Source organism: Streptomyces sp. NPDC029296 (genome assembly GCF_055569255.1).
This window is the reverse complement of the sequence record NZ_JBVHXT010000017.1, coordinates 156,450-167,709: the sequence shown is the minus strand read 5'-3', so window position 1 is coordinate 167,709 and position 11,260 is coordinate 156,450. Positions and strand designations below refer to the sequence as shown.

The 11,260-nt window shown below is 70.6% G+C and carries 13 protein-coding genes; 7 read left to right on the top strand and 6 right to left on the bottom strand.

Annotated features, from left to right (window positions below):
• Window positions 1-189: 189 nt before the first annotated feature.
• The gene (locus ACZ4W9_RS17465; RefSeq protein ID WP_467936505.1) at window positions 190-738 is read left to right on the top strand and encodes a GNAT family N-acetyltransferase; all 549 of its coding nucleotides are present in this window, start codon (window positions 190-192) and stop codon (window positions 736-738) included.
• A gap of 64 nt (window positions 739-802) precedes the next feature.
• Here ACZ4W9_RS17465 and ACZ4W9_RS17460 read toward each other — a convergent pair whose 3' ends face one another.
• Window positions 803-1,252: an Lrp/AsnC family transcriptional regulator gene (locus tag ACZ4W9_RS17460; protein WP_467936503.1), complete on the bottom strand. Its 450-nt coding sequence runs from the start codon at window positions 1,250-1,252 to the stop codon at window positions 803-805.
• Window positions 1,253-1,345: 93 nt separating this feature from the next.
• Here ACZ4W9_RS17460 and ACZ4W9_RS17455 point away from each other — a divergent pair, with 93 nt between their 5' ends.
• The 4 genes from ACZ4W9_RS17455 (at window position 1,346) to ACZ4W9_RS17440 (ending at window position 4,110) form a co-directional block, all read left to right on the top strand.
• The gene (locus tag ACZ4W9_RS17455; RefSeq protein ID WP_467936501.1) at window positions 1,346-2,158 is read left to right on the top strand and encodes an LLM class flavin-dependent oxidoreductase; all 813 of its coding nucleotides are present in this window, start codon (window positions 1,346-1,348) and stop codon (window positions 2,156-2,158) included.
• A complete protein-coding gene (locus ACZ4W9_RS17450) occupies window positions 2,155-2,595 on the top strand; it encodes a nucleoside deaminase (RefSeq protein ID WP_467936500.1) in 441 nt (146 codons plus the stop codon). The genes ACZ4W9_RS17455 and ACZ4W9_RS17450 overlap by 4 nt, the downstream gene beginning before the upstream one ends.
• On the top strand, window positions 2,576-3,508 hold the full coding sequence (locus ACZ4W9_RS17445) for a sugar phosphate isomerase/epimerase family protein (RefSeq protein WP_467936522.1): 933 nt from the start codon (window positions 2,576-2,578) through the stop codon (window positions 3,506-3,508). Before ACZ4W9_RS17450 ends, ACZ4W9_RS17445 begins: the two co-directional genes overlap by 20 nt.
• Before the next feature lie 380 nt (window positions 3,509-3,888).
• The gene (locus ACZ4W9_RS17440; RefSeq protein WP_467936499.1) at window positions 3,889-4,110 is read left to right on the top strand and encodes a hypothetical protein; all 222 of its coding nucleotides are present in this window, start codon (window positions 3,889-3,891) and stop codon (window positions 4,108-4,110) included.
• 30 nt (window positions 4,111-4,140) lie between these two features.
• On the opposite strand, the gene ACZ4W9_RS17435 is transcribed toward ACZ4W9_RS17440, so the two are convergent.
• On the bottom strand, window positions 4,141-4,794 hold the full coding sequence (locus ACZ4W9_RS17435; protein ID WP_467936498.1) for a hypothetical protein: 654 nt from the start codon (window positions 4,792-4,794) through the stop codon (window positions 4,141-4,143).
• 333 nt (window positions 4,795-5,127) lie between these two features.
• Between ACZ4W9_RS17435 and ACZ4W9_RS17430 the strand changes: the two genes are divergently transcribed.
• Entirely contained in the window at window positions 5,128-5,475 is a 348-nt protein-coding gene (locus tag ACZ4W9_RS17430; protein WP_467936496.1) for a hypothetical protein, read from the top strand.
• A gap of 614 nt (window positions 5,476-6,089) precedes the next feature.
• Here ACZ4W9_RS17430 and ACZ4W9_RS17425 read toward each other — a convergent pair.
• Window positions 6,090-7,061, bottom strand: coding sequence for a pirin family protein (locus ACZ4W9_RS17425; RefSeq protein WP_467936494.1), 972 nt, complete (start codon window positions 7,059-7,061; stop codon window positions 6,090-6,092).
• Between the two features lie 97 nt (window positions 7,062-7,158).
• Between ACZ4W9_RS17425 and ACZ4W9_RS17420 the strand changes: the two genes are divergently transcribed.
• Window positions 7,159-7,647, top strand: coding sequence for a carboxymuconolactone decarboxylase family protein (locus ACZ4W9_RS17420; protein WP_467936492.1), 489 nt, complete (start codon window positions 7,159-7,161; stop codon window positions 7,645-7,647).
• 316 nt (window positions 7,648-7,963) lie between these two features.
• On the opposite strand, the gene ACZ4W9_RS17415 is transcribed toward ACZ4W9_RS17420, so the two are convergent.
• From ACZ4W9_RS17415 to ACZ4W9_RS17405, 3 genes are all read right to left on the bottom strand, one after another.
• On the bottom strand, window positions 7,964-8,539 hold the full coding sequence (locus ACZ4W9_RS17415) for a Dps family protein (RefSeq protein ID WP_467936490.1): 576 nt from the start codon (window positions 8,537-8,539) through the stop codon (window positions 7,964-7,966).
• Window positions 8,540-8,857: 318 nt separating this feature from the next.
• Complete coding sequence (locus tag ACZ4W9_RS17410; protein ID WP_467936488.1) at window positions 8,858-9,571, bottom strand: alpha/beta fold hydrolase; 714 nt, start codon at window positions 9,569-9,571, stop codon at window positions 8,858-8,860.
• 20 nt (window positions 9,572-9,591) lie between these two features.
• Entirely contained in the window at window positions 9,592-10,563 is a 972-nt protein-coding gene (locus ACZ4W9_RS17405; protein WP_467936486.1) for an alpha/beta hydrolase, read from the bottom strand.
• Between the last annotated feature and the right edge of the window lie 697 nt (window positions 10,564-11,260).

Genomic DNA, 11,260 nt, shown 5'->3' with positions numbered 1-11,260 from the left:
CGGATCAACGTGCTGTTCGCGATGCTCCGCGACGGCACCTTCTACGAACCCCGAACCCCACGCCTCGCTTGACGAAAGACATAGAGGCACCCCCCTCGCGACGGAGGACAGCACTGCCGATGGGTCGTGCCCTGCCGGTCCGCTCCGCCGGGACCGGGTACCGGTTCTTCGGTCGATTAGAATCGCGCGATGTTCGAGGGAAAACTGGTAAGGCTGCGAGCGCTGCGCTCAGAAGACGCGGAACATCATCTTCGGTGGCGCAACGACCCGGAAGTGGTGCACTGGGCCGCGGCCGGCGATCCCTGCTTCGGCCCGGTCACGGCGGAGGCGATCGGGCTCGGCTTCGACACCATGCTGCGCCTGAGCCCGAGGGAGTCGGCCGTGTTCACGGTCGAGGACCTGGCAGACGGAAGGGTGATCGGCATGGCCGATTACCGGGACCTGGACCCGTACGCCTCAGTGGCCACGCTGGGAGTCACCATCGGCGAGCGGGAGTTCTGGGGCCGCGGCCACGGCGGTGACGCGCTGCGGCTGCTCGTGGACCACCTGTTCGGCGCGTATGGTCTGAGCCGGCTGGAACTGGACACCTGGAGCGGCAACGAGCGCGCTGTGCGCGCCTTCACCAGGCTGGGCTTCCGCGAGGAGGGCCGCCGTCGGTCGGCCGTGCTGCTGAACGGGAAGCGCTACGACCGCGTGCTCTTCGGGATGCTCCGCGAGGAATGGGCGGACCACACGTGACGCCGTGGGTGATCGTGCGGGGCCCGGACGCCCCTTCCGCCACGGCCGGGTGGCGGATCGGCTGTCAGTCGGGGGCGGTGGGGCCGCGGTAGGGGAGGGTCTGGCTGTAGACGACGTTCGTGGTGGTGCTGCCGAAGCCGGCGAGTTCGTCCATGAGGGTCTCCAGATGTTCCATGGAGGTCGCGGCCACCTTCAGGGTGTAGCAGTCGTTGCCGGTGGTGCGCAGGCACTCCAGGATCTCGCGGCGTTCGGCGAGGAGGCCGCGCAGCGGTTCGTGGCGGTTGCCCGGATATTTGAGGCGGACGACGGCGAGGACGGGGTAGCCGACCTTGGCCAGGTCGATCTCGGCACGGTAGCCCGTGATGACGCCCAGGGCCTCCAGATTGCGGACGCGTTCGGTGGTGGCCGACGGGCTGAGGTTCACGCGGCGGCCCAGTTCGCTGAGGGAGATGCGGGCCTCCCGTTGCAGCTGTTCGATGATCGCCCAGTCGACGTGATCAAGATTCCCGGCCATGCGGCGAAAGTACCAGCAAAATCACGGAGAAGCAGCAGCTACACAGGGAGGTTTCCGTTCCGTTCGCCATGATCGCCGGGATAGCCTCGGGTCATGCAACTCGGCGTCAACGTACCGAATTTCGGCCTGGGGACCGATCCCGGCATCCTGCGTGAATGGGCGCGGCTCGCGGAGGGCCTCGGCTTCGGCACCCTCATGGTGTCGGACCACGTGGCGGTCACGCCGGACGTGGCCGAGCGGTACCCGGAGCCGTTCTACGAGCCGTTCACCACCCTGTCATGGCTGGCCGGTCTCACCACCACGGTGCGGCTGGGCACGACCGTGCTCGTCCTGCCGTACCGGCACCCCATCCTGGTGGCCCGCATGGCCGCCAACCTCCACCGACTGAGCGGCGGCCGGTTCGTCCTCGGGGTGGGCGTCGGCTGGGCCCGGCAGGAATTCGAGGCGCTGGGCGTGCCGTTCACCGCGCGTGGCCGGCTGACGGACGAGTGCCTCGGCGTCCTTGGGGAGGCCAGGGACGCGGGGCGCCAGGGGGGCGGCTTTCCCGTCTGGGTCGGCGGCCACAGCGAGGCGGCCCTGCGGCGCGCCGTGAGGTTCGGTGACGCCTGGCACCCGCTGCGGCTCTCCCTCCCCCACATGCGTACGGTCCTGCGACGGCACGCGCTGCCGGGGTTCGCGCCCCGCGTCGCCCTGCGCGTCACCAGCGCACCGGTCGACGCCTGCGACCGGCCCGCCGGCACCGGCACCGTCGAGCAGATCCTCGACGATCTCGACCAGTTGCGCCTGCTGGGCGCGGACACCGTCGTACTCGACCCCTACCACGGAGACCCGGAAGAGACCCGCCGGCCCGACGCGGCATGGCGGGCGCTCACCACCGTGGCCACCCACTGGAGCACTCGATCATGATCACCTCCGCCGACGAGGCCCTTCTGCGGCGTGCCATCGGCATCGCCGCCCACGCGGTCACCCTGGGCGACGCGCCGTACGGTTCCCTCCTGGCCGCACCGGACGGCACCGTGCTCGCGGAAGCACACAACACGGTCCGGCGGGACAACGACATCACCGCCCACCCGGAACTGAAGCTCGCCCGCTGGGCGGCCCGCGAACTCGCCCCGGACACGGCTGCCCGCACCACGCTGTACACCAGCTGCCAGCCGTGCGGCATGTGCGACGGCGGCATCGTCCGCTCCGGCATCGGCCGGGTCGTCTACGCGCTGTCGACCGGGCAACTCGTCGCGCTCAACCCGCCGTCGGGCGCCTGGCCGACGGTGCCGCACGACGGTCCGGCCCTCCACGACGAGGCGCGAGCCCCCGTAGCGGCCTATTACCGGCCCACCCGATGACCACGACCGGCAGTCCAAGAAACTGCGGGACATCGGATACACGGGCTTCGACATGCCCGTTCTCCCGAACGGCGAGGGCGACCCCCAAGCGGACGTACCCCGCTACGAAAAGCTCAGGAAGGCTCTCGACGCGGCCGGCCTGGAGGACGTGGGTCTGACCACCAACGTGGCCACGACATCGACCTACAACCCCACATCACTGAACGCCGAGGAACGCGAGGCGGCCCTGGCCTACCTCAAGTCCCGGGTGGACATCACAGCGGCTCTGCGCGGCACCATCATGGCGGGCCCCGTCCTGTTCCCCTACAACGTGTTTCCCACCGTCAACGGCGAAACGCTGTGGAGTGACGCGCTGCAGGACTGGCTGCAGCCCCGGTACCGTGTCGCGCAGCCGCTCTTCGACCAGCTCGGCGCATACGCGGCGGAGAAGGGCGTCCAGGTCGCCGTCGAACCCGTCGACCACTGGGAGACACCAGCTCCGAACATGGTGCGCGACGTGCTCGACTTCCTCGCCGGAGTGCGCAGTTCGCATGTCGGCGTTGCCGTGGACAGCTCCCACGTCGTCCTCGGCAGCAGCGGCCCGGAGGCGTACCGCCGCGACATCCGGGACGCCGCCGACCACCGGCGCCTGCACTATGTGCAGGTGTCCCCGCCGGACCGCGGCGAGGTCGCGGACAGCTGGATCCCCTGGCGCGCGTTCCTCGTCCCCATCCTGCCCGTGTACGACGGACCGCTGCTCATCGAGGTCTTCAACGCCATCCCGGAGTTCCTCGATTCGTTGCGGCTGACAAGGCGGAAGTTCTGGATCCCCGGGGAGGACGAGCCGGTTCCGGGCGTGCCGAGCGCCTACGAGGTCGCCGAGGACGGGATCAAGAAACTGTGTTCGGAGCTGGCCACGCTGCACGCGACATGACCCGGGCTGTCCCTCGGCCAAGACGCCGTCTGCGCCGCATCACAGCACGCCGACGCGACGTGCCTGGCCACGGCCGCAGATCACGGTGGCGGCACTTCCCGGCCGCCCGCGGTGCCTCCCGCGCCCCGGCTCCTCCTGGGTGGGACGGCAAGGCGGTTCCACCGGTGCTGCTGGTCGCTCACCTCATCGAGATGATCGCACTCGGAGAACGGCTTCCGCACGCCCTCAAGATCTCCGCGGAAACGCCGTCCATCTCCGTCTTGCCCGTGGTGTCGGATACGACGGGCAGCACTCGGTGCGCGGCACCGGCACGTACCTGACGTGCTGCACCCGGCCCCGAAGTGAGCGTGAGCGTCCGCGCGTTGCTGCGCAGGCGAGGCATGAGCTTCGACGCCGGCAGTCGGCAACCACCGGACCGGCGCCTTGGCCAGACACGCGAAACGGCGGCGATTCGGACCCTCCGGGAGCCTGCGCTGCTCCTCGGGTTGTACGCGGTCCTCGCCGGCACTGGCATGCACGCCGCCTTCGCCTGCCTCAAGCCCCGCCGGCTCATCACCTTCTCCGGCCTCACCCTCGGTATCTACGTCGCCTTCGCAGCCTGACCGGTGCCTGAGGGCAAGTGCGGTGCGCACTCACCAGTCGGTGATGTCCACCACGTACCGACAGTGGGGGTCGATCGCGTCCTTCACGATCCGGTACTCCTCATCGAGCAGGGATGGCAGAGCCGCCAGCACAGCGGTCAGCGCACCACCCGGGCGTACGTCGGCGGCGATCACTCCGGGGACCTCGTCGCTGTCCATGTACAGGCGCAGCAGCCCCTCCTCGCGGAACAGGAAGCCGCGCAATCGCGCTCCGTGCCGGTCCTCGGCCGGATCAGTCGGACGGGCCAGGCAGCGCAGGAGTGTGGCGGACCAGTCGTCCGTGGTGAACGGAGCCTCCGTCACCTCCGCCGGGTCGACGAGGTAGAGGTCCATGCCCATGACCGAGGTGACCCGGCTGCGCGGGTAGATGTGGGTGCCGGTGTGCGCGGCCCGGAGCAGTGCGACGACGTCGTGCGGTGTGCGCAGATCCTCGCCGTCCCTGAGGGGGATCTCGTAGGCGGTCAGCCGTTCCGGCCTGGTCTCGCCCCGGTCACCCAGCACTCCCCGGACGGCCGGCGCCTGCGACGGGGCGGGCAGGACTCCGCGTACGTGCTGGTCCTCCAGGAGCGGGGCGTAGACGTGGTCCGACAGGAGGGAGGCCACCTCGACCTGGAGGTCTGCGATCTCACGCTCGACTTCGTCCATCGAATTACCCATTCACCCGGTTCGGGCACTTCCGCATGCCCTTGCAGTACGCGGTGATCACGCCGATCACCTGCCTTTCTCCGGCGTCATAGCGCCTATCGTCCGTCCTGCGAGCGTAGCGGGCCTTGACAATGATTTTGACGCGCCCGTGAGCCCGGTCCGAGGCCCATCCCCAGTACTGGAGGTTGTGCCCGTCCACCTTGTCAACCTTGTCCCGGAGGCCGGGCCCTGTCCCGCGCGGTCCCGCCCGGAGTCCTGCGCCCGGACGCCGCCTCCCGCTTCAACCGGCCCGAGCCCACGCCCGAGCGGCCGGCACAGGAGCTGCTCCAGGAGATGGTCGAGGCCCGTACGGCCGGCGAGGTCTCCGAGGCCCTGCTCACCGCCGCACAGCCCCGCTACGAAGCCGGCTCCCTCGTCCGGCTGGAGCGCCTCCTCGACACCGCGTCCCGCTTCTCCTACGCCCTGGACACCGTCCGCGGCCAGCAGATCGGCGCCCGGCTCGCCGCCCTCGGCCGCCGACTCGACTTCCTCACCCGCGAAGTCCATGACACGGCCGAGGACCTCGGCGCGACCGTCGGCATCCTGCCCCCACACCGCGCCCCGGCACCGCCCCGCCCCGCCGTCACCACCACACCCCCCACACCACCGGCCCGCAGCACGGCCGCCACCCGTCGGACGTAGGCCCGACTGCGATGCGGCGGTGCCCCGGCCCTCTCACAAGCTGCCCAAGCAGATCGTCCATGGCTGTCCGCACCAAGTGGACCGTCGAACACGCCTGCGGCCGCCAACGTCTGGAAGGCGATGTTGTTGATGGTGTATGGCTCGTTGTTCCTGTAGTGCACGAGGCAGATTTCAGGGATTAGAGGTTCTTAGAGAGCATCTGGTCAACGTTCACGCCGCTGTGAGCGAGAGGTTGGTGTGGATTCTCCGGTCAGCTCGCGGGACATTTTGTTACTGAGGTTGAACTCGTGGTGTCGTAGCGGCTGACGGCGGCGATCTTCTGCGGTATCACCGGGGTATGCGGTATTGGAGGCGGAACTGGCCAAGGGACCGACCGCGCACGGCTGGGAGGACCAGCGCTGGACCCCACGAGAACCTCGAAGTGAGCTGCGGCGGGACACCGACGAGCGGTTCGGACGGCTGATCGAAGGCGGCGCGGCAGTCGTTGGGCAGGGCTCCGCCTCGGCAACAAACGCAGCCACTACTGCCGATCAGCGGCGATCACCGCCGGCCTGAATTGATGACGCGTCGGTAAAGCCAGCATTGTGTCAGCGGACCCCCCACATTTCAGCTGGTCAACGAGGGTTCCGCCGCGGTTTCAGCGGCACCGTGGGAAGCTCGGGCGCAGGGAGCAGGTCACCGTCGTAGCCCTCGACCGAGCCGAACCGGTCCCCCGCCACCCACTCGTCGCGGGCCTGAACGATCTCTTCGTAAGACCGGCCGATGAAGTTCCACCACATGATGATCTCCTCCTGGAACGGCGGGCCGCCCAGCAGGATGAGACGGGCCGGTTCGTTCGACTGGTTCGTCAGGGTGAGGGCGGGGCGGCCCGGTGCCGCGTAGCCGAGTTCGGCCGGCTCGAGGGGGGTCCCGTCGAAGAGGACGTCGCCGGTGTCGACCAGGACTCCGTGCTCGAAGCCGGAGTCGACGTCCAGCGTGACGGTGGCGTGGGGGGCCAGGTGCAGTTCGGCGCCCAGCAGCGGGGTGAACGTGCGCACCGGGGAGGTGTCACCGGCGAGGGTGCCGAGGAAGACCCGGACCTCGCCGCCGTCGAGCGGCACGGGCTTCGGCGCGTAGTGCTGGAAGTCCCGCGCGGTGCCGCGGTGTTCCCCGGGCAGGGCGACCCAGAGCTGCACGCCGTGCAGGACGGTGGTCTCGGGAGTGGACACCTCGGAGTGGCAGATGCCGTGCCCGCTGGTCATGAGGTTCAGCTCGCCGGGCCGGACATAGGCGTGGATGCCGAGGCTGTCGCGGTGTTCGATCTCGCCGCTGAAGAGCCAGCTCACGGTCTGGAGGCCGATGTGGGGGTGCGGGGCGACGTCCATGCCGCCGCTGGAGGCCACGTCGTCCGGCCCGTAGTGGTCGGCGAAGCACCAGGCGCCGATCAGCGTCCGGGACCGCTGGGGCAGCGTGCGTCGTACCCGCATGGCCCTGGGGCCGCCCAGGGGCACGTCGCGCGGGGTGAGGACCTCGACGCCGGCCGGCGCCGGTACGCCGGTCCCGGCCTCGGGGACGTGCGCGGCGGGCGCCGCTTCCGTGTTGCTCACCGGTCTGCTCCTCTCCCGCAAAGGAAAGTTCGATTTTCAACATTCACTGGATGATGATAGGACGTACATCGGAACATCGCGCGATGAAGGAGATCACGTGGCCGAGACCGTGACGGCGACCACAGGCGGACGGGTGTTCGTCGACAAGCAGAGTCCGGACGCCTACCGCGTGATGACGGCGACCGCCGAAGCGGTCCGCGCGGCCGCCGCCGACGCGGGGCTGGACCGCCTCCTCGTCGAATTGGTCAACCTCCGCGTGTCCCAGCTCAACGCCTGTGCCTACTGCCTCAACCTGCACACCCGCGCCGCCCTGCGCGCCGGCGAGACGGCGCAGCGGCTGGGCGTGCTGCCCGCCTGGCGCGACACCGAGCTGTTCTCGCCGCGCGAGCGCGCGGCACTGGCCCTGGCCGAGGCCACCACCCACCCGGCGGACGCCGACGCGCAGAGCGCCGCCTACGCCCTCGCCCGCCCCGTCCTGTCCGACGACGAGATCTCCGCCGTGATCTGGGTCGCGATCACCATCAACGCCTTCAACCGGGTCTCCGTCATGAGCAAGCACCCGGTGCGCCCGGCGCCTTCCCACTGACTCCCGGGGCGATCCGAACAGGGCGTACCGATCCGGTCGCCGGCTCCGCCCGGGCAGCGTCGCCGGCCTGCCCTGGCGCCGGACCTGGCCTTGACGGGTACCCGGGGGCGCTCAGCGGCCGTACCGATCAACGCGTGGCCGACGCCCCGGCCCGGGCGGCCGGGGCGTCGCCGCGCGGGGACACCCTCGTCGTCGGTCTCGGCGTCTTCGGCTCCGCCGCCCGTGCGATCGAGACCAGCCGCGGGTCGAGGGCGGGTACGTGGCTCCGCCCCGCCCTGGTTCCGCCCCGCCCGGGCGGCTTCCGGTCAGCGCCGTGTCACACACGCACCAGGGGCGTGTCGACCAGGTGCTCCGCGAGGAACCACGCCTGGAGTTCTCCGGTGCGGATCACCTGGGAGACCAGCAGGTCGTTGGTGCCGTCGTCGCCCAGCTCCGCGACGCGGGCCGCCGCGTCGTGCGCGTCGGCCAGGATGGTCTCGTGCGCTTCGAGGAGCCGGGAGAGCATCGCGGGCACCTCCTCGACACCGTCCGGCGGACGCGGGATCGAGGTGAGCTCGGCGACGTGCCGGGAGTCGCCCACGGCCACGCCGCCCAGCGTCTGGACGCGCTCGGCGAGCGTGTCGACCAGGGCGAGCTGCTGCGTCGCGTGCTGGTCCAGGACGAGGTGCAGCTGGTAGAAGGTCGCGCCGCGCACCAGCCAGTGGTGCTTCTTGTAGAGGCCGTAGAGGATCTGCGTGTCGGCAAGGGCCTTGTTGAGCCGCTGGCAGGAGTACATGCGGGCCTCGTACGACAGGGCCAGCGGGAACTGCTTGACGGTGCCGAACTCCTGGATGATGCGGCCCTTCTGGTGCAGCCGGGGCTGGCTGCCGGTGGGCGTGATGTCGGTGGTCATGGTCCGTCTCCTGCGGTTGGTGCGCTGTGTACACCGGTGACGCTAGGCGAGGAACACCTTGCCGCCTTGTCCGACAGCGCATGTGTGTGTGCGCGTCAGCGCACACACACGGTCGTGCCCCCCGTGTCTGTCCGTGTGTGTCTGCGAACCGGGGCCGGGCCCGCGCAGGTCCGTGCGTGTGTGAGCGGGAAGGGGCCCGCTTCGTGCCCGTGGCCGGGAGGGCATGCCGAACGGCCGCGCGGGCCAGGGGAGTCGCCTGCGCGGCCGTTCGGGGCCATGGGTCGGCCGGTCGCGGACCGCCTCCGGAGAGGCCTCCGGTCAGCCGGTCGCGCGGACCGCCTCGAGGATCAGGTCGGCGACCGCCTCGGGCCGGGAGACGGCCACCGCGTGGGAGGCGCCTTCCAGCTCCGTGATCGTCGCGCCGGCCCGATTCGCGCCGAAGCGCTCCACCTCCGGGTTGATCGCCTGGTCGGCGGCGGCCACCAGGGCCCAGGACGGTTTGGTCTTCCAGGCGGCGGCGGTGGCCGTCTCCTCGAAGGCCGCGGCGGCGAGCGGGCGCTGCGCCGCCGCGAGCGCCTTGGTGGTCTCGGCCGGCACGTCGGCGGCGAAGACGGACGGGAAGGCGTCCTTGGCGATGGTGACCTCGACGGCCGGGTCGCCGCCCGGTACCGGGTACGTCCACTGCTTGAGGTTGCTCACCAGCGGCGAGGCCGGGAAGCGGCCCTGGAGCTCGCCGAGGCTCTCGCCCTCCTCCAGGACATAGGCGGCGACGTAGACGAGGCCGACAACGTTCTCGGTGGTGCCCGCCACGGTGATGAGCGCGCCGCCGTAGGAGTGGCCGACCAGCACGACGGGGCCGTCGATCTGGGCGGCGACCGAGGCCACGTAGGCGGCGTCGGCGGCGAGGCCGCGCAGCGGGTTGGACGGGGCGATCACCGGGACGCCGTGGCGCTGGAGGTGGGAGATGACGCCGGTCCAGCTGCCGGCGTCGGCGAACGCGCCGTGGACGAGGAGGACGGTGGGCGTGGTCATGGACTGGCTTTCCTCGGGGTTCAGGCGCCGTGCAGGGCGGTGCGCAGGGTGTGGACGGCCATCGAGATGGCGGCCTCGGCGGCGTGGGTCTCGCGCAGCGCGTTGAGCATCACGAAGTCGTGGATGATGCCCTGGAAGCGGACGGCGGTGACGGGGACCCCGGCCGCGCGGAGCTTGTTGGCGTACGCCTCGCCCTCGTCGCGCAGCACGTCCGCCTCACCGGTGATGACCAGCGCCGGGGGCAGGCCGGCCAGCTGCTCGGTCTCGGCGCGCAGCGGGGACGCGGTGATCTGGGCGCGCTCGGCCTCGTCGGTCGTGTACTGGTCCCAGAACCACTGCATGCCGTCGCGGCGCAGGAAGTAGCCGGTGGCGAACTGGTGGTAGGAAGGGGTGTCGAAGTTCGCGTCCGTCACCGGGTAGAACAGCACCTGCTGGAGCAGCGGGAGGCCGCCGCGCTGCTTGGCCATCAAGGTGAGCGCGGCGGTCATGTTGCCGCCCACCGAGTCTCCGGCGACCGCGAGGCGCGTGCCGTCCAGACCCTTGTCGGCACCCTCGTCGACGACCCAGCGGGCGACCGTGTAGTTCTGCTCGATCGCGACCGGGTAGCGGGCCTCGGGCGACAGGTCGTACTCGGGGAAGACGACGGCCGCCTCGGCGCCGACGGCGAGTTCGCGCACGAGGCGGTCGTGGGTGTGCGCGTTGCCGAACACCCAGCCGGCGCCGTGGATGTAGAGGATCACCGGCAGGGTGCCGGTGGCACCGGCGGGCCGGACGATCCGCGCGCGGACGCTACCGGTGGGCCCGCCCGGAACGGTGACCCACTCCTCGTCGACGGCCGGCTTGTCGATCTCGCCGGACTGCACCTCGTCGACGGTCTTGCGGCCCTCGGCCGGGGGCAGGTCGAACAGGTAGGGCGGATTGGCGGTCGCCTCGGCGAACGCGGCGGCCGCGGGTTCGAGCACGGGTCGTACGGGCTCTGCGGCATCGGACATGTGTGTCTCCTGGCTTTGTAGGGCGGATACGCCGGTGACCGACGCTAAAGCGCCCCGTGCGGCGAGGATTGCCGAAGCGCGCACGGCCCCTTTTCCCGCAGCGCACCCGGATGTTCCCCGGCGTCGGCGCCGCGTGCCGCATGCCGCGACGACGACCGCGATGTGCCGCGGGGCCGGGTGGTGCCGCCGGGCCGGTGGGCGGAGAGGAAGCCCTCGGGTCGTCGGCGGAGATGTCGAAGTCCTACCCGTCCCCACTGGTCCGAATCCACGCCCCGGGGGGCCGGTCCGGCCGGACGCGGTCCCGTGCTGGATGCATACGCGAATACATCGTTTTTCGGCTCCGGTGTCCGGGAGCGCACGGGGTCAGGGGGCGTACGTTCACTCGTAGCGTGCGCTTCTTGTGTGAGCTTCAGCACGCCGGTCCCCCGAGCTGGCACGGCGTATCAGACGCGTCGTCACGCCCCCGCGCAGCTAGGAAGCTTGAGCGTCCCTTGAGCTTCGGGGTCCGCCCTCTATGCGACCGCTCGGCATGGCACGGGGTGCCAATTCGCTTTTGCTAGTAGGGAGGTTGGCGGGAAACGGGATCCGTCGGGCTCCGGTAAAGTCTCCTCACCCCTTACCCCTGGGGCCTATGGGTACGCGTGGACTTCCCCGCGCGGGGTCCACGAAGGCCGTGGGCATCCGCGGTGCTGCGAAA

Coding starts and splice junctions, on each gene's coding strand:
- ACZ4W9_RS17465 (WP_467936505.1), top strand. CDS start 190: ATGTTCGAGGGAAAACTGGTAAGGCTGCGAGCGCTGCGCTCAGAAGAC.
- ACZ4W9_RS17460 (WP_467936503.1), bottom strand. CDS start 1,252: ATGGCCGGGAATCTTGATCACGTCGACTGGGCGATCATCGAACAGCTG.
- ACZ4W9_RS17455 (WP_467936501.1), top strand. CDS start 1,346: ATGCAACTCGGCGTCAACGTACCGAATTTCGGCCTGGGGACCGATCCC.
- ACZ4W9_RS17450 (WP_467936500.1), top strand. CDS start 2,155: ATGATCACCTCCGCCGACGAGGCCCTTCTGCGGCGTGCCATCGGCATC.
- ACZ4W9_RS17440 (WP_467936499.1), top strand. CDS start 3,889: ATGAGCTTCGACGCCGGCAGTCGGCAACCACCGGACCGGCGCCTTGGC.
- ACZ4W9_RS17435 (WP_467936498.1), bottom strand. CDS start 4,794: ATGGACGAAGTCGAGCGTGAGATCGCAGACCTCCAGGTCGAGGTGGCC.
- ACZ4W9_RS17430 (WP_467936496.1), top strand. CDS start 5,128: ATGGTCGAGGCCCGTACGGCCGGCGAGGTCTCCGAGGCCCTGCTCACC.
- ACZ4W9_RS17415 (WP_467936490.1), bottom strand. CDS start 8,539: ATGACCACCGACATCACGCCCACCGGCAGCCAGCCCCGGCTGCACCAG.
- ACZ4W9_RS17410 (WP_467936488.1), bottom strand. CDS start 9,571: ATGACCACGCCCACCGTCCTCCTCGTCCACGGCGCGTTCGCCGACGCC.
- ACZ4W9_RS17405 (WP_467936486.1), bottom strand. CDS start 10,563: ATGTCCGATGCCGCAGAGCCCGTACGACCCGTGCTCGAACCCGCGGCC.